Source organism: Streptomyces sp. NPDC102514 (genome assembly GCF_055584525.1).
The window spans coordinates 34,994-58,108 of the sequence record NZ_JBVJLW010000030.1 but is presented as its reverse complement, the minus strand read 5'-3'; the positions used below and the strand labels follow the sequence as shown (position 1 = coordinate 58,108).

Sequence of the window (23,115 nt, the reverse complement as noted above, 5' to 3'; positions counted from 1 at the left end):
CGCACCCGCTCCGCCCTCCCCGCACCCCTCCCCCGCACCTTTGAAATCCACCGCGCAGCGACCACACCTCAGTTGGGAGCACACGATGGCACGCCGTACCCGCAGCAGACGTCTCCTCGGAGCCGCCGGACTCACCGCGCTGGCCACCGGGGCCGCCCTCACCCTGGCGCCCCCGTCCACCGCGCAGGCCCCGGCGGCGGACACCCCGTCGGTCACCGTCCGGCCCGACCCCTCGTACGAGCAGCAGAAGTTCGAGGGGTGGGGCACCAGCCTCGTCTGGTTCGCCAACGTGACCGGCGGCTATCCGAAGGAGATACGCGAGAGACTCGCGAAGCTCCTCTTCGGGGACGACGGACTGGCGCTGAACATCGCCCGGTACAACATCGGCGGTGGCAACGCCCCGGACGTCAAGGACTATCTGCGGGCCGGCGGTGCGGTGGAGGGCTGGTGGCAGGCTCCGGCGGGCACCACCCGGGAGGACACCGACTGGTGGAGCGCCGACGACCCGGCCGACTGGAACAAGGATGCCGACGCCACCCAGCGCTGGTGGGTCGACCGGATCAAGGACGACATCGACCACTGGGAGACGTTCAGCAACTCCCCGCCGTGGTTCATGACGAAGAGCGGCTATGTCTCGGGCGGCTTCAACGCCGCCGAGGACCAGCTCAGGACGGAGTCGGTCGACGACTTCGCCGCCTACCTCGCGGGCGCGACCAGGCGTCTTGAGAAGGCCGAGGGCATCAAGGTCGACACGATCGACCCGTTCAACGAGCCCAACACCACCTACTGGAGCACCCGGCTGGGCGCCGACGGCGAGCCCGTCGGCGGCCGTCAGGAAGGGGCGCACATCGGCCCCGAGCTCCAGCAGAAGGTGATCGCCGCCCTGGCCCCGGCGCTGAAGAAGGCGAAGGCCAAGGCGGAGATCTCGGCGATGGACGAGACCAACCCGTCCATCTTCGCGACGAACTGGAACACCTACCCGCAGGAAGTACGGGACCTGGTCGGCCAGCTGAACGTCCACACCTACGGCACCGGCCAGCGCACCACCGTACGGGACCTCGCGAAGGCGGCCGACAAGCCGCTGTGGCAGAGCGAGGTCGAGGGCGACTGGGGCGACGGGCAGAGCTTCACGGACATGCGGCCGGGCCTGGGCCTCGCCCAGCGCATCGTCGACGATCTGCGCGAACTGGAGCCCAAGGCCTGGGTGTTCTGGCAGCCCGTCGAGGACTACGACAACATGAAGCCGGGCGGCGAGTCCGCCAAGGGCGGCAACTGGGGCAGCATCCAGCTCTCGTTCGGCTGCACCTCCGCGGACACCCTGAAGTCGTGCCCCATCTACACGAACACGAAGTTCGACACGGCCCGCAACTTCACGCACTACATCAAGCCCGGTGACCGGCTGATCAAGACGGACGACACGTCGAGCGCCGCCGCCGTCTCCAAGAAGGGCGACGGAGCGACGGTCGTCCACGTCAACAGCACCACCGAGTCCCGTACGGTCACGGTCGACCTCTCCAAGTTCGGCAAGGTCGGCCGCAACGCCACCGTCACCCCCGTGGTGACCAGCGCCGACGGCAAGCTGGAGAAGCGCAGGGCCGTCGAGGTGAGCGACCGCAGGGCCACCGTCACCGTGCCCGCCCAGTCCGTGACCTCCTTCCTGGTCAAGGGCGTCTCGGGGGTCGCAAAGGACGCCGCCGAACTGCGCAGGGGCCACTCCTACGAGCTGACCGGCGTCCAGAGCGGCAAGGCCCTCACCGTCGCCGACAACGGCACGGGCCTCGTCATCAGGAGCGCGACGGCCGACGCGCCCGGTCAGCAGTGGAAGCTGCGCCAGATCTCCGGCGACACCGGCAACCGGCAGCGGTACGTGTTCAGCAACCCGGTGGAGGGCAAGCGGCTGGCCGTCCGTGACGGCGCCCCGGTGCTGGAGGCCGACACCGGCCCGCGCGACAGGGCCACCCAGTGGATCATGTCGTCGACCGGCGACGGCACCTGGACCCTCGTCAACGCCGCCACCGGGCGGCTCCTCGAAGTCGGCGGCCAGGCCACGAACGAGGGTGCGGCCGTGACGCTGTGGACACCCAACTCCGGCGCCAACCAGCGCTGGAAAGTCACGGAGGTGGCCAACCCGGCCGCCTAGCGGCCGCGTTGTCCGTGATCCCGTTCCCTACGATGACCCGGTGACCAGTGACACCGCGTCGGAGCCGGGCTTCGCAGCCGGCTCCGACGCCGACGCGCGTACGAAGACCGTGAAGCCGGAACCCGGCGCCTGGGCGGAGCGGTTGCGCCGCTTCGGGTTCGTGGCGCTCCCGCGCACCGACACCCGGGATCTCCTCGTACCGCCGTTCCCGGAGCCGGGCACCCGCTTCGGCGAAGCCCTCGGTCTCGGCCCGGTGGCGGCGCACCGGCTCGCCAGGGCGATGGGCTGGCTGGGCCCGCTCCTGGTGGCCGCCCTCGCGGGAGCGATCCGCTTCTGGCATCTGGGCCGACCCCGGAGCCTCGTCTTCGACGAGACGTACTACGCCAAGGACGCGTGGTCGCTGCTGCGGCTCGGTTACGAGGGCACCTGGCCGGACCGCAAGGTCGCCGACCCGAAGGTCCTCGCGGACCCCCAGGTGATCCCGCTCTCCGACGCCGGGGCCTTCGTCGCGCATCCGCCGCTGGGCAAGTGGGTGATCGCCGTCGGCGAGTGGATGTTCGGCCTCGATCCGTTCGGCTGGCGCTTCATGGTGGCGCTGCTCGGCACGCTGTCGGTGCTGATGCTGTGCCGGACGGGCCGCAGGCTGTTCCGTTCGACGACGCTGGGCTGTCTGGCCGGACTGCTGATGGCCCTGGACGGCCTGCACTTCGTGATGAGCCGCATGGCGCTGCTCGACCTCGTCGTCATGTTCTTCGTACTGGCGGCGTTCGGGGCCCTGCTCATCGACCGGGACCGGGCGCGGGCCCGGCTCGCGGCGGGTCTGCCCGTCGACGGGGACGGCTTCGCGGGCCCCGACGCGGACACGGCCCAGCGGATGGGCATGGGCGTACGGCCGTGGCGTGTCGCGGCCGGGCTCCTCCTCGGCCTCGCCGCCGCATGCAAGTGGAACGGCCTCTACTTCCTGGCGTTCTTCATGGTCATGACCCTGCTGTGGGACGTCGGCGCACGCCGCGTCGCCGGGGCCTGCCGGCCGTACCTCGCCGTTCTGCGCAAGGACGCCGGCTGGTCGGTGCTCTCCGTGGTGCCGGTGGCCGTGGCCGGCTATCTCGCCACCTGGACCGGCTGGTTCCTGTCCGACGGCGGCTGGGGACGGCACTGGGCGGAGGGCCGCGGTGGCCCGTGGTCGTGGATACCGGCCTCCCTGCGCAGCCTGTGGCACTACGAGAGCCGGGTCTACGACTTCAACGTGGGGCTGAGCTCGCCGCACCCGTACGAGTCGAATCCCTGGAGCTGGCTCGTGCAGGGCCGTCCGGTGGCCTACTCCTACGAGACGGACTTCGTGCAGGACGGCTGCCGCACGGCCTCGGGCTGTTCCCAGACGGTCCTCGCGCTGGGCACCCCGCTGCTGTGGTGGTCCGCGTGTCTCGCGCTGCTGTATCTGCTCTTCCGGTGGGCCCTGCGCCGCGACTGGCGGGCGGGGGCCGTCCTGTGCGCGGTGGCCGCCGGCCATCTGCCGTGGTTCCAGTACCAGGACCGTACGATCTTCGCCTTCTACGCGGTCGTCTTCGTGCCGTATCTGTGCCTGGCGGTCGCGATGGCGGCGGGCGCCCTCGTGGGGCCGCCGGGGGCGGGCGGCAGACGGCGCACGCTGGGGACGGTCGCCGCGGGGGCCGTGGTGCTGCTGATCGTCTGGAACTTCGTCTACTTCTTCCCCCTCTACACGGGTGCGACGATCCCGTACTCCGACTGGCACTCCAGGATGTGGTTCGACACCTGGATCTGACCGGTCGAACATTCAGGCGCTCAGGCGCTCAGGCGGTCCACGACGCGCGGACCGCACGGCGACAGGAGGTCACCATGCGGTCCGTTCTCATGCTGTGTGCGAGCCTTGGCGGTGACTCGCACCTCACCGCCTGCGGCTCCTGCTCCCCCACCCGGTGCCGACCCCGGCGACGTGGAGCGCCAGCACCGTCAGACCGATGAGCATCACGTTCGTCGAGGTGAAAGTGTCATTGGTCGCGATGTCCGCGGCGTTGATCAGGAACGCGATGAAGAACAGGACTGCAGCTGCTATGCCGAGCACGGATTCTCCTCTTTCCGGTTGCGGGACGGGAGCGGCTCCCGTCCCCGACCTCCTTGTGCCCCCACCTTGCCGAAACAGACCCGGGAATCAGCGGCGTACAAGCACCCATGAGTCCGTCCGATCGTGGTACTCGCCGATCACACAGGAATCATCAGAGACCACTGCGTTCCGGTTCACCCACCATCCCCGCCGGACCCGGACGAGTAGACCCCTCGCCCTCGGGAAGCAGCAGCAGTGGAAGCACAGGATCAGCACAGCCCTGTGGGGAACGGGCTGGGGAAGGCGCAATGGCGACCGAGCCGCGTTGGGACGACAAACTGCCTTCTGAGGAGATGTACACCCGGACGACCACCTTCCCGGGCGAGCTGCCCAATGTGACGGGCGCGCGACTCGCCGCGGAGGAGTTCCTCCTTGCGCTCACGCGCGTCGCGCCACCGGCCGCACCCGAGCACTGGGACGACATCCTGCTGGTCGTCACGGAGCTGGCGGCCAATGTGGTGCAGTACGCGCCGGGCCCCTTCGAGCTGCGGCTGCGGCGTACGTTCGACGGCGTGCACGTGACCATGCGCGACACCAGCACCACACCGCCCGCGCCGCGCCCGTTCCATCCCGGCCGGGGTGACGGCGGTGTCGGGTGGCATCTGATCCACACGCTGTGCGACCAGGTGAGCGTGGTGGTGACCGACAAGGGCAAGGACATCCACGTGTTCCTGCCGTGGTGAGGACCGCCGCTCGGCATCCGTCCCAGGACGTCCTCGGACCGGAATCGTCCGGGGCCGTCGGTGTGCCGGTGCCGTCCGCGTCCGTCAGACGAGCGGGACGAGCACGCTGACGGTCTTGCCGCCGCCCGGCCGCAGATCGACGGCGATGTCACACGCCAGCCGGATGATGACCGGCCAGCCGTAACCGTTGCCGTGGTGCTGCGTCGGCAGGCTTCCCGGGCCGAACGCGGCGGCCGGGACGACGTCACTGTTGTCGTGCACGGCCAGCCGTACGCCCTGACGTGTGGGCGTCACCTCGAAACCGGCCAGCCCTCCCCCGTGCCGGACGGCGTTCGCGGCCAGCTCCGAGACGACCAGCGAGAGATCGATGAGCGCCGCCTCCGTCGCCGTGCGGTCGGCGTTGTTCCACTGTTCGAGCACCACGCTCCGGGCGTACGCGCGGGCCATCGCGGCGGTTGTGATGGGGGCCGTACTGGGGGCCGGAGCGGGAGCCGGGGCCGTCGCCGCGGTCGTGGTCACCGCCGCGGTCGTGGCCGGTGCGGTCGTGGCCGGTGCGGTCGTGGCCGGTGCGCCGGCCGGGGCCGGGGCCCATGTCATCGCTTCGGGCGGACTGGCCCCGGCCGCGATGGCGGTCGTGTCGGTTCGGTCCATATGCGTCGTGTCCCTGCACTCCGGTTCTTCGATGCCCGGTGCCGGCCCGGAGCCGTCGAGCGGCTTCACGGACCGGTCACCGTCCCCGGCATCGCCATCACCTGCGCCTCGTCGCGGGGACGAGTGGCTACGCGGTCGTGATCGGCGTCATGGCTGTCTCCTCGCTCCGCGCCCCTACGGGGTCCGCCTTCCCGCTGAATCCCCATCCATTGCAGCGGACGCGTGGCGCCGGCTCAGGTCGTGGTCGCCTGCCGTGGGGGCAGGCTCCGGTAGTAGTGGCCGACACCGGCGAGATATTCGGGGTCCAGCGTCTCGCGGTCGGTCGTGAACCGGGGCGCGGCCCTGATCTCGTCCTCGGTGCACGCCACCTTGATCTCCTGGGCCTCCGGGTCGATGGAGGTGACCAGGCCCACGGGGACCAGGACGCTTCTGCCGAACAACCAGCCGCCGGTGTCGACGATCAGATGCCGCATCCCGGATTCGTCCACCTGCCGGTCCACGTGCCCGAAGGTCCCGTCGGACGCGGCGACCGTGAACCCCGTGAGCAGCAGTCCCTCCGCGTATCCGCTGGCCGGTGTGTACGACCAGATTCTGTCGGTGGTCACGTCGCTGCTTCCTTCCCATGGTCGAGTTGCGAACGGAGCACTGCGGCCGGTGTGCGCCGGCCGCCGTCCTCCTGGGGCAGCCAATACCCTGCTGCCCCGACCCCATTCCCAGCGGTTTCCGCCCAGCGGCCGGATCGGGCCCGCACCTGCCGTCCGCCGCACGGATCCGCGAACGTCCGTGCGAAGGCCTGCACAAGGAAAAGCGTGCCGCCTTCGAAAAGAGCAGGCGTACCCCCGGGAAAGCAGGGAACCAGAAGTCCTGGAGGTTGATAACAATGGTTCCCATCATTCTTGTTCTTCTGCTCGCCCTTCTTCTTTTCGGTGCGGGTTTCGCGCTCAAGGCGCTGTGGTGGATCGCGGTCATCGTGCTGGTCGTCTGGCTGCTCGGTTTCGTCGTGCGGCCCACTTCCGGTGGCCGCCGTGGACGCTGGTACCGCTGGTAGGAGGGCCGTGAGCCTTCGGGCTCCGGCTGTCGCACCCACCACCCCGCACCATGAATTCCCAGGGAGGAATGAGGAATGACGTCGTCTCGAACAGAGCCCAAGTACACCGTCCCCGGACTCAGCGTCCAGGACGGCGGGAGGGTTATCGAACTGCTCCGGCTGCGGCTGCACGCACTCAATGACCTCTCGCTCACACTGAAGCACATTCACTGGAATGTGGTCGGCCCGCATTTCATCGCCATTCACGAAATGCTCGATCCGCAGGTCGACCGGGTCCGGGTCATGGCCGACGACACCGCCGAGCGGGTCTCGGCGCTGGGCGGGGTGCCCCTGGGGACACCCGGCGCCCTCGTCGCCGAGCGGACCTGGGACGACTACGACGTCGGGCGCGCGGACGCGATCGCCCATCTCGGCGCCCTCGACCTGGTCTACACGGGCATCGTCGAGAGCCATCGCGCGGCGCTGGCCGAGGTCGGCAAGTTCGACCCGGTGACGGAGGACCTGCTCATCGAGCAGCTGCGCTCCCTCGAACAGTTCCAGTGGTTCGTGCGCGCGCACCTCGAAAGCTCCGGTGGTGACCTCGCCACGGCGGGCGCCCGCACCGAGACCGAGGCCGCGCGCTCGGCGCACGAGGACGGGCCCCGATAGCGGGGCCGGCTGACGCGCAAGCATGCGAAGGGGCCCGGATCCGTTGCGGATCCGGGCCCCTTCGCATGCTTGCGCGTGCTTGGGATGCTTGCCCGTGCTTCAGGCGCGTGAGACGTAGCTGCGGATCGTGGTGCCGGTGTCGTCGGTGTGCAGGCGCACCAGGTCCGAGAGGTAGTGCACGAGCAGGAGGCCCCGACCGCCGATCTGGCCGGGGTGCGCGGGACGACGGCCCGCGAGCGGGTCGGCCAGCCGGCCGAAGTCCTGTACCTGGCAGACGATCTGCTCGTTCTCCGTCCACAGGCGGAGCGTCCCCGTGCCACCCGCGTGCACCACGCTGTTCGTGGTCAGCTCGGCGACGACCAGGGCCAGATCCTGCAGCCGGTCCGCGCTCATCCCCCGCTTCCGCGCCTGAGCGAGTGCGAAGTCACGGGCGGCGGGCAGCGCTTCCGCGTCGTAGCGGAAGGTCGCCGCGCCGGGCCTCGGGGACAGCGGTTCGTTGCAGCGGGCGAGCACCTTTTCGGGGTCGTACGTCTCGCTGGGCCACTCACGTCCGCCGGTGATGAGGACGGGGTGGGTGGCGTGGGCGTCGTCGAGCACGTCCTGCGGCAGGGACCGGGCGTCGTACGGGCAGAGGATGGTGACTTCCCGGCCGCTGAACGCCTCGTTGATGAGGGCCTCGTGCTGGATGCAGGCGGGGTACTCCACGGGGGTGCGGCCGGGCCAGACCGGCTCGCCGATGATACGGACGCGGACGCCCGGCCGGGCGTCGGTGAAGGCTCGCAGGACCGAGGGGATGATCCGGCCGGGGTTGCGGCCGGCCAGGGTCATGTCGACGAGGTGCACGGTTTCCGCCGCCGGGCCCAGTGCCGCCGTGATCAGTTCGAGCCGCGCGGCGGGGGCGGCCACCGCCACGGGCTCCTTGGCCGCGAGCCCTTCCCGGATGAAGGGAACCGTGCCCGCCAGGTACTCCTGGTCGTCGCGGTAGAAGAGCGCGGGGTGCCCGAAGGGCGCGCCGGTCGTCGGCTCGGTGGCCGTCGTCGTCACGTCGGCGCTCCTGTCGGGGGCAGGGCGGCCCGGTCCTTCCGGCGGCTCGGCCGCGGGGTCCGGACGGGGTGGGCGGCGAGCGCCGGGTGTGCTGCCTGCCGGACGGTTCGCGTCGGCCGGACGGTTCGCGTCGGCCGGACGGTTCGCCTCGGTCGGCCGTCGTCCGACGGTCGCATCGACGACGAGCTGTCCGTGCTGTCCCTCAGGTCCACCGGTCTCACCCCGGGGCCCACCCTACGCCGTCGCACGGACGTTCCCTCGTCACTCGGGTGTTCCCCGGGCACAGGGCGGGCCGGCCGCACCCGTGTGCGACCGGCCCGAAGAAGAGGCGCTACGCGACGGCCTCGCCCGTGTCATGGGTCTCGGTGGCCCCGGGCCCGGTGGGCCGCAGGGGCGTCGGCGCCACGGGTCCCTGCGCGGCGGCGATGTGGCTGCGCGCTTTCTTCAGCGCCAGGTTCACCTCACGGGTGCCGGTCGAGACGCAGAGGGTGTAGGCGAGGTCCTGCGCCCGCCGGTCCGCCTTCACCGCGCCGCTCCCGGCCTGCTGCGCCACGAGTGCCTCGTACTCCCCCACGAGTCTGCGCAGGGTCGCGGGATCGGGCATCAGCATCCGGTTCGCTCCCTGATCACCCGGTCTCGGGTCCACCGCGGGTTCGGGACTGCCGGGCAGGGCGCCGCGTCCGTCGCCGTGGCCGTCGTGCCGCGTCACGCGGCTCCCGTCCTGCCGTCGGCGTTCCCGCGGCCGGGGCGGGCCTGGGCGCCCAACGCCTCGTCCCGCACCCGTGCGCAGCTGCGGGTGATGAGCCGTGAGACGTGCATCTGGGAGATGCCGAGCTGGTCGGCTATGCGGTTCTGCGTCATGTCCTCGAAGAAGCGCATGTACAGGATGTTCCGCTCGCGCTCCGGCAGCCGCCGCAGTCCTTCCTTAGCGGCCTCGCGGTCGACGACCATGTCGTACGAGGAGTCGAGATCGCCCAGGGTGTCCGCGAGGCTGTAGTTGTCGTCGGCGGACGACAGTTCGGCGTCCAGGGACAGGGTGCTGAAGCTCTCCATCGCCTCCATCCCCGCGCCGACCTCGTCCTCCGTCAGCCCGGCGTGCGCCGCGATCTCGGCCGTCGTCGGCTCGGGGGCACCGGGGTTCATCGTGAGATCGCGCCGGGCGACCCGCACCTTGTTGCGCAGCTCCTGGACCCGGCGCGGCACCCTCAGTGCCCACATGCGGTCCCGGAAGTGCCGCTTCACCTCACCGGTGATGGTGGGCACCGCGTAACTCTCGAAGGCCCCGCGGGAGGGGTCGAACCGGTCGATCGCCTTCACCAGGCCGACGGCCGCGACCTGGCGCAGGTCCTCTATGTTCTCGCCCCGGTCGCGGAACCGGCCGGCGATGCGGTGGGCCATGGGCAGCCAGGCCTTCGCCAACTCGTCGCGCACCGCGTCCCGCTCGGGTCCCTCCTCCAGGGCGGCCAGCCGGGCGAAGTCGGTCGCCGAGTCAGGAGCGTCGTCGTGCGGGTGCCTCGCGGCAGCGGTCCGGGCCGAGGGACCCGACGCGGTGGTCGCCGCTGTGGACATGGACCGCGCCTCGGCAGGTACGGACTCCTCCGGGCTGTTTATCGACAAGTCGATGCTCATGCGGATTCGCTCCTGAACAGGTGGCGTGCGAGGGATTGCCGCAGGGACGATGACTTCCGGGGATGCCGGAGGGCCACCGCAGTCGGCTCAGCCGTTCCTGCGGGCGTGCCTCCGGTCCGAAGCACGAAATTCCGCTTGCCCCTGCTTGCGGGGAAAAAACACCGGGTCTCGAAATCGACGGTGCCGTGAGGGCCCGTCACCGTGCCGTGGGAAACGCCGTTCCGCACACGGGACGGCCCACGGCCCACCCGTATGTACCGTCGAAGGCCGACCCGTGCGAGAGTTCTCCGACGAGGACCGACCACGTCGGAGCGTCGACTTCTGGCCAGATCCTCGGCGGTCCTGATCTCTTTCCACATGGGGTGGCATGAGCCGCGAGAAGCAGGGCACACGGCGTATGTCATCAACAGCGACGGTGAGTGGGGTGGGCGGCATGGCAGCCGTGACGGCAGGCGGGGCAACGGCCACGGCGCAGGGGACCCGGACGACGCACGAGGCGGAACTTCCTCTCATCGAGGACCCGTCGCGCGTCAGGCCGAAGGACGCCCGGGAGCTGTCGCGGCAGTTCTTCGACCGTCTGGCCGTCCTGGAGGAAGGCACCCAGGACTACCAGTACGCCCGCAACACCCTGATCGAGATGAACCTCTCCCTCGTCCGGTACGCGGCCTCCAGGTTCCGCGGCCGGGGCGACTCGATGGAGGACATCGTCCAGGTCGGCACCATCGGGCTGATCAAGGCCATCGACCGGTTCGAGCTGTCGCGCGAGGTGGAGTTCACCTCCTTCGCCGTTCCCTACATCGTCGGCGAGATCAAGCGCTTCTTCCGTGACACCAGCTGGGCCGTCCATGTGCCGCGGCGTCTGCAGGAGGCCCGGGTCGAGCTGGCGAAGGCCACGGAGGAACTGCGGACCCGGCTGGGCCGTGCCCCCACGACCGCCGAGCTGTCCCACCTCATGTCGCTGCCCGAGGCGGAGGTCATCGAGGCCCGCAAGGCGGCGAACTGCTACAACTCCTCGTCGCTCGACGCGGCGCTGACCTCCGACAGCGGCTCGCACGGCGAGTCCGTCCTGGCGGACTTCATCGGCGAGGACGACCGGTCGCTCGAACTGGTGGAGGACCTGCACTCGCTGGCGCCGCTGGTCGCCCAGCTCGACGAGCGTGAGCGCCGCATCATCCACCTGCGGTTCGTCGAGGAGCGCACCCAGGCCGAGATCGGCGAACTGCTCGGTATCTCCCAGATGCACGTGTCGCGCCTGATCAGCCGCATCATCAAGCGGCTCCGCGCCGGGCTGCTCGACCCGTCGGTGGCCTGACGCCCCCAAGTCCACCCCTGACCGGCATCCCCCCGCCGGTGACAGAGCCCGCCGCCGCGGTTCCCACGAGCCCCCGCTCGCCGGACCGTGACGGCGGGCTCTGTCGTGCGGCCGACCGGTCGCGGGGCCACCGGGCCGGTCGCGGGGCCACCGGGTGAGCCCCGCCGATCATGAGACCCGCCCGGTCGGGAAGCCCGCCGGCCGACGCCGGCGATCCGTCGGATCAGGGTTCCCGCGTCACCCTCGCCACAGCGCCCTCACGCCTCCCGGACACCCCTCTGGCCTCGGCTTGTCCCCGCCTTGGTGCCGCCTTGTCCTCGGCTTGGCGATTTTGGCACCACACTTTGTTCACAACCTCACTTACGGGTTAGCCTGCGGCGTATTTCCTCGTCGGGCGGTCCCGTGCAACAGGATGTCCGTCGAGGATGTGGTCCGGCAGTGGGCCTGTTGTTCCGAGTCCCTTTCGCACTGGTTGCACAGGGACCCAAGAGGCATGGAACGAGGGTGCGCATGACCAGCCAGACGACCGAAACAGTCGACCGCACGCCGGGCGACCAGGAGCTGCGACAGCTGCTGGCCGGGCTCACGGCCGTACGGGACGGCGACTTCGGGACCCGTCTGCCGGACGACGGGGACGGCCTTCTGGGCGACATCGCCACCGTCTTCAACGGCATGGTCGACCAGCTGTCCGTGTTCACGTCCGAGGTCACCCGCGTCGCGCGCGAGGTCGGCACCGAAGGCACCCTCGGCGGCCAGGCGGAGGTGCCGGGCGTCTCCGGGACCTGGGCCGATCTCACCGACTCGGTCAACGCGATGTCGGGCAACCTCACCACCCAGGTGCGTGACATCGCCCAGGTGGCCACCGCGGTGGCCAAGGGCGACCTGTCGCAGAAGATCGACGTGCCGGCGCGGGGCGAGATCCTTCAGCTCAAGGAGACCGTCAACACGATGGTCGACCAGCTGTCCGCGTTCGCCGACGAGGTCACCCGCGTGGCCCGCGAGGTCGGCAGCGAGGGACGCCTCGGCGGCCAGGCCCAGGTGCCCGGCGTCGGCGGTGTCTGGCGCGACCTCACCGACTCGGTCAACCTGATGGCGGGCAACCTCACCGCGCAGGTCCGCAACGTCGCCCAGGTGACGACGGCGGTGGCCAGGGGCGACCTGTCCCAGAAGATCACCGTGGACGCCCGCGGCGAGATCCTCGAACTCAAGAACACCATCAACATCATGGTCGACCAGCTGTCCGCGTTCGCCGACGAGGTCACCCGCGTCGCCCGCGAGGTCGGCACCGAGGGACGGCTCGGCGGCCAGGCGGACGTCAAGGGCGTCAAGGGCACCTGGCGCGACCTCACCGACTCGGTGAACTTCATGGCGGGCAACCTCACCGCGCAGGTCCGCAACGTCGCCCAGGTGGCGACCGCGGTGGCCAGGGGCGACCTGTCCCAGAAGATCACCGTGGACGCCCGCGGCGAGATCCTCGCCCTGAAGGAGACCCTCAACACGATGGTGGACCAGTTGTCCGCCTTCGCCGACGAGGTCACCCGCGTCGCCCGCGAGGTGGGCACCGCGGGCAACCTGGGCGGACAGGCCACCGTCCGCGGGGTCTCGGGAACCTGGAAGGACCTCACCGACAACGTCAACGTGATGGCGTCGAACCTGACGGGCCAGGTCCGCTCGATCGCCCAGGTCGCCACGGCCGTCGCCCGCGGCGACCTCAGCCAGAAGATCACCGTCGAGGCCAAGGGCGAGGTCGCCGCCCTGGCGGACGTCATCAACACGATGGTCGACACGCTGTCCGCGTTCGCCGACGAGGTCACCCGCGTCGCCCGCGAGGTCGGCACCGAGGGACGCCTCGGCGGCCAGGCCCAGGTGCCGAACGTGGCGGGCACCTGGAAGGACCTCACCGACAACGTCAACTCGATGGCCAACAACCTCACCGGCCAGGTGCGCAACATCGCCCTGGTGACGACGGCGGTGGCCAAGGGCGACCTGTCCAAGAAGATCGACGTCGACGCCCGCGGCGAGATCCTCGAACTCAAGACCACCATCAACACGATGGTCGACCAGCTCTCCGCGTTCGCCGCGGAGGTCACACGCGTCGCCCGCGAGGTCGGCAGCGAGGGACGCCTCGGCGGCCAGGCCGAGGTGGAGGGCGTGTCCGGCACCTGGAAGCGCCTGACGGAGAACGTCAACGAACTCGCGGGCAACCTGACCCGGCAGGTCCGCGCGATCGCCGAGGTCACCAGTGCCGTCGCCGAGGGCGATCTGACCCGCTCGATCACCGTCGAGGCCTCGGGCGAGGTCGCCGAGCTCAAGGACAACATCAACTCCATGGTGGAGTCCCTGCGCGAGACCACACGGGCCAACCAGGAGCAGGACTGGCTCAAGACCAACCTGGCGCGGGCCTCCGGCCTCATGCAGGGCCACCGGGACCTGTCCGTGGTGGCCGAGCTCATCATGGACGAGCTCGCGCCCCTCGCCTCCGCCCAGTACGGCGCGTTCTACCTCGCGGAGGAGACCGGGAACGGCAGCGAACTGCGGCTCGTCGGCTCGTACGGATATCCCGACGAGGACGACCGGCCCGACCGCATCCCCTTCGGCCGCTCGCTGGTCGGCCAGGCCGCGCGCAGCCGACGCGCCATCACCGTCGACGAGCTGCCGCCGAACTACGTGTCGATCTCCTCGGGGCTCGGCCGGACGGTGCCGACCGCCCTGGTGGTGCTGCCCATCATGGTCGAGGACCAGGTGCTCGGAGTCATCGAACTGGCCTCGGTCACCCGCTTCACCCAGATCCACCTGGACTTCCTGGGACAGCTGATGGAGACCATCGGCGTCAACGTCAACACCATCGTGGCCAACGCCCGTACCGACGAACTGCTCGACGAGTCCCAGCGGCTGACCGCCGAACTGCAGGCCCGCTCCGAGGAGTTGCAGGTCCAGCAGGACGAGCTGCAGCGCTCGAACGAGGAGCTGGAGGACAAGGCCTCCCTGCTGGCCGCGCAGAACAGCGACATCGAGGCGAAGAACCTGCAGATCGAGCAGGCGCGCCAGGAGCTGGAGACCCGGGCGCAGCAGCTGTCGCTGGCCTCCAAGTACAAGTCGGAGTTCCTGGCGAACATGAGCCACGAACTGCGGACCCCGCTCAACAGCCTCCTGATCCTCGCCCAGTTGCTGGCACAGAACCCCTCCCGCAACCTCACGCCGAAGCAGGTCGAGTACGCGGGCATCATCCACTCGGCGGGCTCCGACCTGCTCCAGCTGATCAACGACATCCTCGACCTGTCGAAGGTCGAGGCCGGGAAGATGGACGTCAGCCCCGAGGTCGTGCCGCTGCGCCAGCTCCTGGAGTACGTCGAGGCGACCTTCCGGCCGATGACGACCCAGAAGAGCCTCGACTTCACCGTGCGTACCGCGCCCGGCGCACCCGCCGATCTGCTCACCGACGACTCCCGGCTGCGCCAGGTCCTGCGCAACCTGCTGTCGAACGCGGTCAAGTTCACCGAGCACGGCGGTGTCGAGCTGCGGATCGAACCGGCGGCCGACCACGAGGTGCCCACCGGGGTGTTCCGCGGCGGCACCATCGTCGCCTTCCGGGTGCAGGACACGGGGATCGGTATCCCCGAGCAGCATCTGGAGACGATCTTCGGCGCCTTCCAGCAGGCGGACGGCACCACGAGCCGCAAATACGGTGGCACCGGTCTCGGCCTGTCCATCACCCGCGAGATCGCCCATCTGCTGGGCGGCGCCGTCACCGTGGACAGCACGCCGGGCCAGGGCAGTACGTTCACGCTGTTCCTGCCCGTGGCACGCCCCGACTACGAGAACCTGGTCATCGGCGACCGCGCCCTGGAGCTGCCGCCGGGCGCGTCCGCTTCCGGGGAAGCGGCGGCCGACGCGCCGGTCCCGGGCCCGGTGACGCCGGCCAAGCGCCAGCGGCGCCGGCTGCTCGTCGTCGAGGAGCGGCAGCGCGGACTGCTGACCCTTGTCGCGGAGAGCGCGGTCTCGGACGTCACCCGCGGCCAGGACGCCGGTGACCCGCGCGGCACGGTCGACGTCATCACCGCCTCCGGAGCGCACGAGGCGGCGAGCGCGCTGGCCGCGGGCCCCTGCCACTGCGTCGTTCTCGAACTCGGCATGCCCGGCGGTGAGGCGCCCCGCTTCCTGGACGCGATGCAGGGCGACTCGGCGCTCGCGAACGTGCCGGTGCTCGTCCACAGCGGCCACCGCGCGGACCTGGCGCAGGAGCAGGAACTCCAGGCCCGCTCCGGCACCCGTGCCCTGGAGTTCCTGTCGAGTCTCGACGAACTGCGGGAGCGCATCGCCCTCCACCTCTCCGCCGAGGAGCTGGGGGACGTGCCGTCCCTGGCCCGCGCGGAGGAGCCGCAGTCCAGCTCGCCCCGGGCGATCGAGGACGCCTTCCTCGGCCGGACGGTCCTGGTGGTCGACGACGACGCGCGCAACCTCTTCGCGCTGAGCGGGATCCTCGAACTCCAGGGATTCCACGTCCTGCACGCGGACAACGGCCGCAAAGGCATCGAGACGCTGGTCAACCACCCCGACATCGCCCTCGTCCTGATGGACGTGATGATGCCGGAGATGGACGGCTACGCCGCCACGGCCGAGATCCGCAAGATGCCCCGGTACGCGGGGCTTCCCATCATCGCCGTCACGGCGAAGGCGATGCCCGGCGACCGCGAGAAGTCACTCGCTTCCGGAGCCAGTGACTACGTCACCAAGCCGGTCGACACCGAGGACCTCATCGCCTGCGTCCGCCGTTGGCTGCCTGCGTGAGCGACCGCGCCCGGCCGTGTGCGCGCACCGGCCGGGCGCAGGTCCCCGCGAACCGCCCCCATGGGCATCCCCGCCGAGGAGCAAGCGCACCATGAGCCTTCCAGAAGAACACCCTGATCCGGCCGACCAGACCGGCGACGACACCGTCGACGTCGACGCGAACGCAACCGTTGACGCGGACGAAGACGCGGACACGGACGTACGCGCGGACGTTGGCGTACGGGCGGACGTGGACGTACGGGCCGACGTGGACGTACGGCCCGACGAGCGGAGCGCCCTCACCACCAGCTACCCCGTGGGCAAGCTGGCCGCGACGGTGGAGCGGCTGCGCCGTGAGGTGCGGGCGGCCCAGGCCGAGGCCGACGGGCGCGCCCTGATCGAACTCGCCAAGGGCATCCTGGTCGAGCGGCTGGGATGCGGTCCCGCCCAGGCCGCCCGCCAGCTCGCCGAGCTGGCCGAGCAGGCGAAGGTGACCCCGCTCGAACTCGCCGTCGATGTCATCAACCAGTCCGCCCGCGACCGCCTCTCGGACGTGACCAGCGCCTTCCTGGCCGGTGCGAAGGGCAACGAGGGCCCGGCCCCGGATCTCAGGGAGAGGGTGCGCTCCGCCGCGGTACGGCTGCGGGAGGCCGAGAGCGGCGCGCTGGCGGCCCCCGACACCCAGGCCGTCGCCGACTCCCTCTTCCATCACGCGCTGACCCCGCTGGGCGCGGTGGCCGTGGCCATCTGGACCGCGGGGACCGACGGTTCGCTGACGCTCGCGGGCAGCGCCGGGTTCTCCCCCGCGGAGGCCGGCCGCTGGCGCTATGTGCCCCCCGGGGTCGTGACAGTGGCCCGTACGAGTCTCTCCGAGCGCACCGGGCAGTGGATCGGCTCCCTCGCGGAGACCGGTCTCCCCTCCATCGGCCAGCACCACTTCCCCGACGGGGGAAGAGCCGCGCTGCCCGCCGGCACCGGCGGGCGGGTCCACGGGGTCCTCGAAGTCGTCTGGCCCACTCCCCTGGAACCGCAGTCGCCCCAGGTGATCCGCCAGGTCGAGGCGCTGGCGGAACTGTGCGCCCACACCCTGGAGACGTACGCGTTCGTGCACGGCGGCCAGACCGCCAGTGAACCCCGTGTCCTGCCGGACGCCGCCGAACTGGTGGACCTGGCCGACGGGCTGCACGATCCCGCGCTGGTCCTCGTCCCGTACCTGGACGGCGGGCAGCTCGTCGACTTCCACATCCATCACGTCAACAGCCGTTTCCTGGACCCGGCCGGACGCCCGCGCGGCCTCGTCAGCGGCGCCCTGCTCCTTGAGGCCTACCCGATGGCCGCCGGGGAGAGCGAACTCTTCCAGCGGGTCGAGCGCGTCTACGCCACCGGGGAGCCGTTCCGCGCCCAGCGCATGAACCTCACGGCCCTCGTCGACCAGGTGACGCTGGCGTCCGTGGCCGACATCAGCATCAGCCGCCACGGCAACAGCGTGCTGCTCATCTGGCGCGTCGAGGACGAGACGGCACGACTGGCGAGCCTGCTCCAGCACGCCCAGCGCCTGGGCCGCATCGGCGGCTTCGAGGAGAACCTCCTCACGGGCGAGATCACCTGGAACGGCCAGCTCTTCAGCCTGTACGGCAGATCCCCGTCCAGCGGCCCCGTGCCGCTGGAGGAGCTGGCCCTGCACGCCCACCCGGACGACGCCGTCGCCATCGGCCGGTTCCTGCGCACCCTGCTCCACCACCGGCGTCCGGCGGCGGCGGCCTTCCGGCTCCAGCGTCCCGACGAGGTGACCCGCCACATCCGGGTGGTGGCGGAGCCGGTGCTCGACGCCGACGGCCGGCCGTTCGTCCTGCGCGGCGCCTATCAGGACATCTCGGCCCAGCACTGGACGGAGGTCGCGCTGGCCGCCACGCGCGACCAGCTCGCGCACTCCGAGCAGCAGGCGACCGAACGCAACCGGCTGACGCTGCAACTGCAGCACGCCATCATGCCCCCGACCCACGCACCATTGCAGGCTCCCCGGCTCGACGTGGCCGTCCGCTACCGGCCCGCCGAGACCGAACAGCTCGTGGGCGGCGACTGGTACGACGCGGTCGTCCTGCCGTCCGGTCTGGTGCTGCTGTGCGTGGGCGACGTGGCCGGGCACGGCATAGAGGCCGCGACGAGCATGGTCGTGCTGCGCAACGCCCTGCGCGGGCTCGCGGTGACCGGGGCGGGCCCCGGCCAACTGCTGACCTGGCTCAACAGCGTGGCGCACCATCTGTCGGGGTCCATCACGGCCACCGCGGTCTGCGGCATCTACGACCCGGACACCCGTACGTTGCGCTGGGCCAGGGCAGGTCATCTGCCGCCCGTACTGGTACGGGACGCCGAAGCCGTCTCCCTGCCCCTCCTCAAGGGCCTGCTGCTGGGCGCCGTGCCCGATGTCGCGTACGGCGAGGACGAGGTGCAACTGGCGGTCGACGACACGCTGCTGATGTACACGGACGGCCTGATCGAGCGGCGGGACCGCACGATGGAGGAGTCCATGACACAGCTGCTCACCACGGTCCGTACGGCGCCGTGCACGCTCGACCAGCAGCTGGACCGGCTCCTCACGTACAGCAGATCGGACACCGACGACGACACCTGCATCGTGGGCATCCGCGTCTCCTAGGGCGTGTCCGCGACGTCGCTCCGCCGACCATGAACGAAAAGGTCCGCATGCGGGGGCGAAGCCGGGGTAGATGCGCGGGCATGTGCGACGAGAGACACAGACCCGCTGGTGAGGCCACTGCCTGCGCGTGCCGCAAGGAAACGCCGACGAGAGTTTGATCACGTCGCGCGTGCCGTCGCCGACGGCATCGAATGCGCGTACGGGGGTAGCCGCCCCAGACCGTCATGACTTTGTGGGAGGTACTTGTGTCCATAGCCCAGAACCCGTTGTCCGTAGAGGTCTCCCTGCCTCGCGAGGACGTCGTGCTGCTCACGGTCGAGGGACATCTGGACATCGACACCGCGACGGGACTCCAGCACCATCTGGCGAACCAGTTCCAGCACGGTCGTCGTTACTTCCTGCTGGACCTCTCGGCCGTTCCCTTCATGGACTCGTCCGGTATGAACATCATCATCAGGGCGTACCAGCAGACGCGGGAGCTCGATGGGAGCGTGCACATCATCGCGCCGACGCCGCCCGTGCGACGCATCCTCGACCTCACCGGTGTGAGCATCACCGTGCCCGTGTCCGACAGCGTCGAGGACTCGCTCGCCCTCGTGGACAAGCAGCAGCACAGCGACTCCGCCTGAGTTCCACCCGTGCTCCGCCCTCGGGGGACGGCGGGGCACCGTCATGTACGACAGTTGTTGTCCGACAACCTTTGACCAAGGCAAGGAATGTGAGCAGTGCTGGGCCGGGCGCCCGCCGTATCCGCGCGAGGAGCCACGAACCGCCGAGCCGACGGGCCTCGCCCCCGGACGCGGACCTCACGTCCTTCCACCCTGCCGTGCCCGCCGCCATGACGGCGGGCGACATGTGCAGCCCCGCCCGGCCCGTAGGGGACGACATCGACGTCTCCGCACCGGCCCCCACTCCGTCGGACCGCACACCATGATTCGTACCTGGCACATCACCACCGTCCCCGACGCCGCCCGGGCCCGTGTCGACGCGGCACGCCTGGCCGCCGCGCACGGGGTGTCCGACGTGGAGCGGACCCGGCTGACGGCCTCACTCGGCGCAGAGCTGCGGCAGTGCCTCACGCGGGGCGGCACCTGGCGACTGGAGCTAGAGGCGGTCACGGAACCGTCCGGCGACGGTCTGCTGCGGGCCGTCGTCACCTCGTGCGACGACACGGACGACGAAGGACGGCCGCCGTGGGACATGACGGTCCCCCGCGCCGAGGGCGGGCCCACGACGGACCCCGGGCCCGTGGCGGACGAGCACGGGACGCTGGCCGAGGCGCTGCTGGGCGCCGACGAGGACACGGCCCTGGTGCTGGAGAGACTCGGCGAGCAGGAGGACCTGGTCACCTTCCACCGGGAGGAACTGGATCAGACCAACCAGGGCGTACTGGCCCTGCACGCCGAGCTGGACGCGGCCGGCCGGGCCCAGCGCGACCTCCTGGTCGCCGAGCGCAAGGCGCGCAGTGAGGCGGAGACCGCGCGCCGAAGACTGACGTTCCTGGCCGACGCCAGCGCGGTGCTGACGGCCTCGCTCAACCACGACGAGGTGATCCGCCGGCTGGAGAGCCTGCTGGTTCCGGAGTACGCCGGCAGTGTCGACGTATGGCTCTTCGACGGGGACGAGGAGGACCGGGTGAACGCGCCGCGTCCGGCCGCCGCCGTGGTCGCGGCCCGCACCGGGCGCCCGCAGTACGCCGCCGACCATCCGGGCGACCTGCCCGGTGTCGACGACCATCCCGCCTCGGCGCCGCTTCCCGCGGCGCCCCTGCTGTGCATCCCGCTGGGGACGCGGCGGACCCCGCAGGGCGTCCTGATCCTCACGCCGCCGGCCGCGCGGTGGGACGCCGACGACGTCGTCATGCTGATCGAACTCACCCGCCGGGCCGGCGTCGCGATCGACAACGCCCGGCGCTTCGAGCACAACCGGGACATCGCGGAGACCCTGCAGCGGGCCCTGCTCACGGACCTGCCCACCACCCCGGGACTGCATCTGGCCGCGCGCTACCTGCCGGCCACCCACGGTCTGAACATCGGCGGCGACTGGTACGACGCCTTCCGCCAGCCCGACGGCAGCCTCATCACCGTCATCGGCGACGTGACCGGGCACGGGCTGCACGCGGCCGTCATGATGAGCCAGCTGCGCACCGCACTGCGCGCGTACGCCGTCGACGGCGGCACGCCGGGCCAGCTCCTCACCAAGCTGCACATCTTCCTGCACCACCTGCAGCCCGATCTGTACGCCACCGCCGTCATCGCCCGCTTCCACCCCGACGACCCGACGCTCACCTGGGCCGCCGCAGGCCATCCGCCGCCCGTGCTGCGCACCCCCGACGGGCAGGTCCACACGCTCGACGCCAAGCCGGGCGCGATGCTCGGCATCCCGCTGCAGCAGGTGATCAAGGACCACACCGTGACGCTGACGCCGGGTTCGACCCTGGCGCTCTACACGGACGGTCTGGTCGAGCGCCGCGCCCAGGGCATCGACCCGGGCATCGAGCGGCTCGCCGCGGCGCTCGGCACCTTCCGTTCCGCGGACCTCGACGCCGACCTGGACGCCTCGGCGGACAGTCTGCTGCGTCCGCTGCTGGCCGATTCCGAACGGGACGACGACGTGTGTCTGCTGCTGTGCCATCTGCACAGCCGGGCGGCCGAACTGGCGAGGACCCCCACCAGGCTGGCGTTCTGAACCGTCTCAGCCGAGCTGTGGCGGCTGCGGGCGTACGAGCGTGTGGGCCCGGTGGAAAGCGTGCAGGCCCTGCTGCAGCGAGGCCCGCTCCCCCGGGGTCATCACCGCGAACACTCCGGTGAGACTCAGGGAGCGGTGCTCGGTGACGTCGGCCAGGAGCCGCCGCCCCTGCGAGGTGATCACGAGCTGCACCTCACGGCGGCTGTGCGGCTGGACGGTCCGGCGCAGCAGCCCGGCGGCTTCGAGGCGGCCGCACAGCCGGCTCGCGGTGGGCAGCGCGATGCCCAGGTGCTCGGCCAGGGCGGTGAGATTGAGTTCCGGCAGTCTTCGTACCGTCTGCAGCGCGAGCAGTTGCCGGGTGGGCAGACGGGGCGGGGCGTCGGCCGCCGCCCCGAACCACAGCGTCACCAGACTCTCCACCGCGTCGAGGACGTGATCGGCGAGCGTGTCCGGCGGGTGGCCGGCGCGCTGTGGGCGATCCGGCACGGGAGTGGTCACACGCACTTCTCTTTCAGTTCGGTCGTCGGGGTCGGCTCCGGCCAGGACAGTGGTCGTGTACGTCGGCCCTACCCGAACTGACCGACCGTACACAGCCCGCGCTCCCCCGATGCCCGTCCGGCCGGGACGCCCCGTGACCGCGAACAGCCCGGTCCTCCCCCTCCCGCGTGCGTGGTTCGGGAGGAGGAGGACCGGGCTGTCTCCGGTGGCCGTCGCGGTCAGCCGGTGGCCAGGGCGCCCTTGAGCACGGCGATCGCCTGGCTGATGGCGGCCTCGGCGGCGTGGGTCTCGCGCAGGGCGTTGAGCATCACGAAGTCGTGGATGATGCCCTGGTGGCGGACGGCGGTGACGGGCACGCCGGCCTCGCGCAGCTTGTTGGCGTAGGCCTCGCCCTCGTCGCGCAGGACGTCGGCCTCGCCGGTGATGACGAGGGCCGGCGGCAGTCCGGTGAGCTGCTCGGTGGTGGCGCGCAGCGGGGACGCGGTGATCTCGGCGCGCTGCTTCTCGTCGGTCGTGTACTGGTCCCAGAACCACTGCATGCCGTCGCGGCGCAGGAAGTAGCCCTCGGCGAACTGGTGGTAGGAGCCGGTGTCGAAGGAGGCGTCGGTGACCGGGTAGAACAGCACCTGCTGGACGAGGGCGACGTCGCCGCGCTCCTTGGCCATGAGCGTCAGGGCGGCGGCCATGTTGCCGCCGACGGAGTCGCCCACCACCGCGATGCGGGAGGCGTCGAGCCCGTGGTCGGCGCCGGTCGTGGCGACCCACCGGGCGACGGTCCAGTTCTGCTCGATGGCGACCGGGTAGCGGGCCTCGGGCGAGAGGTCGTACTCGGGGAAGACGACCGCGGCGTTGGCTCCGACGGCCAGTTCGCGCACCAGGCGGTCATGGGTGTGGGCGTTGCCGAAGACCCAGCCGGCGCCGTGGATGTAGACGATGACCGGGAGGGTGCCGGTCGCTCCCGCGGGGCGGACGATCCGGGTGCGGACCTCACCGGTGGGGCCGCCGGGGACGGTGATCCACTCTTCGTCGATCGCCGGCTCGGCGATCTCGCCGGACTGGACCTCGTCGACGGCCTTGCGGCCTTCGGCCGGGCCGAGGTCGAAGAGGTAGGGCGGGTTGGCGGTGGCCTCGGCGAACGCCGCGGCGGCGGGCTCCAGGACGGGGCGGACACCGGTTGTGTCGGTCATGACGATCTCCTCGGATCTGGTGGCGTGAGCACGCTCCTCGCG

Annotated in this window: 19 protein-coding genes; 11 read left to right on the top strand and 8 right to left on the bottom strand. The window is 70.8% G+C overall.

Going from position 1 to position 23,115, the window contains the following annotated elements; all coding sequences use genetic code 11:
• Nucleotides 1-85 precede the first annotated feature (85 nt).
• A complete protein-coding gene (locus ACZ60E_RS42895) occupies nt 86-2,140 on the top strand; it encodes a glycoside hydrolase (RefSeq protein ID WP_469447736.1) in 2,055 nt (684 codons plus the stop codon).
• Between the two features lie 40 nt (nt 2,141-2,180).
• On the top strand, nt 2,181-3,923 hold the full coding sequence (locus tag ACZ60E_RS42890; RefSeq protein ID WP_469447733.1) for a dolichyl-phosphate-mannose--protein mannosyltransferase: 1,743 nt from the start codon (nt 2,181-2,183) through the stop codon (nt 3,921-3,923).
• A 123-nt stretch (nt 3,924-4,046) separates the two neighbouring features.
• Here the strand turns inward: ACZ60E_RS42890 and ACZ60E_RS42885 are convergent, their stop codons facing one another.
• Entirely contained in the window at nt 4,047-4,223 is a 177-nt protein-coding gene (locus ACZ60E_RS42885) for a hypothetical protein (protein WP_210893339.1), read from the bottom strand.
• Nucleotides 4,224-4,510: 287 nt separating this feature from the next.
• On the opposite strand from ACZ60E_RS42885, the gene ACZ60E_RS42880 reads away from it, so the two are divergent.
• The gene (locus tag ACZ60E_RS42880; protein ID WP_453790736.1) at nt 4,511-4,945 is read left to right on the top strand and encodes an ATP-binding protein; all 435 of its coding nucleotides are present in this window, start codon (nt 4,511-4,513) and stop codon (nt 4,943-4,945) included.
• Between the two features lie 84 nt (nt 4,946-5,029).
• Here ACZ60E_RS42880 and ACZ60E_RS42875 read toward each other — a convergent pair whose 3' ends face one another.
• The gene (locus ACZ60E_RS42875) at nt 5,030-5,596 is read right to left on the bottom strand and encodes an ATP-binding protein (RefSeq protein ID WP_469447728.1); all 567 of its coding nucleotides are present in this window, start codon (nt 5,594-5,596) and stop codon (nt 5,030-5,032) included.
• 233 nt (nt 5,597-5,829) lie between these two features.
• Nucleotides 5,830-6,201 carry a PRC-barrel domain containing protein gene (locus ACZ60E_RS42870; protein WP_384808302.1) on the bottom strand — a complete coding sequence of 124 codons (372 nt, stop codon included), beginning with the start codon at nt 6,199-6,201 and terminating at the stop codon, nt 5,830-5,832.
• Between the two features lie 275 nt (nt 6,202-6,476).
• Between ACZ60E_RS42870 and ACZ60E_RS42865 the strand changes: the two genes are divergently transcribed.
• Nucleotides 6,477-6,644, top strand: coding sequence for a DUF5670 family protein (locus ACZ60E_RS42865; RefSeq protein WP_384808304.1), 168 nt, complete (start codon nt 6,477-6,479; stop codon nt 6,642-6,644).
• A gap of 75 nt (nt 6,645-6,719) precedes the next feature.
• Complete coding sequence (locus ACZ60E_RS42860; RefSeq protein WP_469447723.1) at nt 6,720-7,292, top strand: Dps family protein; 573 nt, start codon at nt 6,720-6,722, stop codon at nt 7,290-7,292.
• Nucleotides 7,293-7,391: 99 nt separating this feature from the next.
• Here ACZ60E_RS42860 and ACZ60E_RS42855 read toward each other — a convergent pair whose 3' ends face one another.
• The 3 genes from ACZ60E_RS42855 to ACZ60E_RS42845 all read right to left on the bottom strand — a co-directional run bounded on the left by ACZ60E_RS42855 (nt 7,392) and on the right by ACZ60E_RS42845 (nt 9,905).
• Nucleotides 7,392-8,336 (bottom strand): anti-sigma factor RsbA family regulatory protein, encoded by a 945-nt coding sequence (locus ACZ60E_RS42855; protein WP_469447720.1) that lies wholly within the window; start codon nt 8,334-8,336, stop codon nt 7,392-7,394.
• Between the two features lie 331 nt (nt 8,337-8,667).
• Nucleotides 8,668-9,045 (bottom strand): DUF5133 domain-containing protein, encoded by a 378-nt coding sequence (locus ACZ60E_RS42850; protein WP_469447717.1) that lies wholly within the window; start codon nt 9,043-9,045, stop codon nt 8,668-8,670.
• Nucleotides 9,042-9,905, bottom strand: coding sequence for a SigB/SigF/SigG family RNA polymerase sigma factor (locus ACZ60E_RS42845; protein ID WP_384816143.1), 864 nt, complete (start codon nt 9,903-9,905; stop codon nt 9,042-9,044). Before ACZ60E_RS42845 ends, ACZ60E_RS42850 begins: the two co-directional genes overlap by 4 nt.
• A 493-nt stretch (nt 9,906-10,398) precedes the next feature.
• Here ACZ60E_RS42845 and ACZ60E_RS42840 point away from each other — a divergent pair, with 493 nt between their 5' ends.
• The 6 genes from ACZ60E_RS42840 (at nt 10,399) to ACZ60E_RS42815 (ending at nt 21,388) form a co-directional block, all read left to right on the top strand.
• Nucleotides 10,399-11,277 (top strand): RNA polymerase sigma factor SigF, encoded by an 879-nt coding sequence (locus ACZ60E_RS42840; protein ID WP_384816132.1) that lies wholly within the window; start codon nt 10,399-10,401, stop codon nt 11,275-11,277.
• A 510-nt stretch (nt 11,278-11,787) separates the two neighbouring features.
• On the top strand, nt 11,788-16,065 hold the full coding sequence (locus ACZ60E_RS42835) for a HAMP domain-containing protein (RefSeq protein WP_384816129.1): 4,278 nt from the start codon (nt 11,788-11,790) through the stop codon (nt 16,063-16,065).
• Between the two features lie 91 nt (nt 16,066-16,156).
• The gene (locus ACZ60E_RS42830) at nt 16,157-18,700 is read left to right on the top strand and encodes a SpoIIE family protein phosphatase (protein ID WP_469447714.1); all 2,544 of its coding nucleotides are present in this window, start codon (nt 16,157-16,159) and stop codon (nt 18,698-18,700) included.
• Between the two features lie 245 nt (nt 18,701-18,945).
• Nucleotides 18,946-19,329, top strand: a complete 384-nt coding sequence (locus tag ACZ60E_RS42825) for an STAS domain-containing protein (RefSeq protein WP_384816126.1) — start codon at nt 18,946-18,948, stop codon at nt 19,327-19,329.
• 89 nt (nt 19,330-19,418) lie between these two features.
• Nucleotides 19,419-19,634, top strand: coding sequence for a hypothetical protein (locus ACZ60E_RS42820; protein WP_469447712.1), 216 nt, complete (start codon nt 19,419-19,421; stop codon nt 19,632-19,634).
• Nucleotides 19,631-21,388, top strand: a complete 1,758-nt coding sequence (locus ACZ60E_RS42815) for a PP2C family protein-serine/threonine phosphatase (RefSeq protein WP_469447711.1) — start codon at nt 19,631-19,633, stop codon at nt 21,386-21,388. The genes ACZ60E_RS42820 and ACZ60E_RS42815 overlap by 4 nt, the downstream gene beginning before the upstream one ends.
• Before the next feature lie 6 nt (nt 21,389-21,394).
• On the opposite strand, the gene ACZ60E_RS42810 is transcribed toward ACZ60E_RS42815, so the two are convergent.
• Both ACZ60E_RS42810 and ACZ60E_RS42805 read right to left on the bottom strand, forming a co-directional pair.
• Entirely contained in the window at nt 21,395-21,886 is a 492-nt protein-coding gene (locus ACZ60E_RS42810) for a MarR family winged helix-turn-helix transcriptional regulator (RefSeq protein WP_384816118.1), read from the bottom strand.
• Between the two features lie 218 nt (nt 21,887-22,104).
• Complete coding sequence (locus ACZ60E_RS42805) at nt 22,105-23,073, bottom strand: alpha/beta hydrolase (RefSeq protein WP_469447707.1); 969 nt, start codon at nt 23,071-23,073, stop codon at nt 22,105-22,107.
• Nucleotides 23,074-23,115 lie beyond the last annotated feature (42 nt).

Bases quoted from the DNA above. Each gene is read 5' to 3' on its own strand.
- ACZ60E_RS42895 (WP_469447736.1), top strand. From the start codon at position 86: ATGGCACGCCGTACCCGCAGCAGACGTCTCCTCGGAGCCGCCGGACTC.
- ACZ60E_RS42880 (WP_453790736.1), top strand. From the start codon at position 4,511: ATGGCGACCGAGCCGCGTTGGGACGACAAACTGCCTTCTGAGGAGATG.
- ACZ60E_RS42875 (WP_469447728.1), bottom strand. From the start codon at position 5,596: ATGGACCGAACCGACACGACCGCCATCGCGGCCGGGGCCAGTCCGCCC.
- ACZ60E_RS42865 (WP_384808304.1), top strand. From the start codon at position 6,477: ATGGTTCCCATCATTCTTGTTCTTCTGCTCGCCCTTCTTCTTTTCGGT.
- ACZ60E_RS42860 (WP_469447723.1), top strand. From the start codon at position 6,720: ATGACGTCGTCTCGAACAGAGCCCAAGTACACCGTCCCCGGACTCAGC.
- ACZ60E_RS42845 (WP_384816143.1), bottom strand. From the start codon at position 9,905: ATGTCCACAGCGGCGACCACCGCGTCGGGTCCCTCGGCCCGGACCGCT.
- ACZ60E_RS42840 (WP_384816132.1), top strand. From the start codon at position 10,399: ATGGCAGCCGTGACGGCAGGCGGGGCAACGGCCACGGCGCAGGGGACC.
- ACZ60E_RS42835 (WP_384816129.1), top strand. From the start codon at position 11,788: ATGACCAGCCAGACGACCGAAACAGTCGACCGCACGCCGGGCGACCAG.
- ACZ60E_RS42830 (WP_469447714.1), top strand. From the start codon at position 16,157: ATGAGCCTTCCAGAAGAACACCCTGATCCGGCCGACCAGACCGGCGAC.
- ACZ60E_RS42815 (WP_469447711.1), top strand. From the start codon at position 19,631: ATGATTCGTACCTGGCACATCACCACCGTCCCCGACGCCGCCCGGGCC.
- ACZ60E_RS42805 (WP_469447707.1), bottom strand. From the start codon at position 23,073: ATGACCGACACAACCGGTGTCCGCCCCGTCCTGGAGCCCGCCGCCGCG.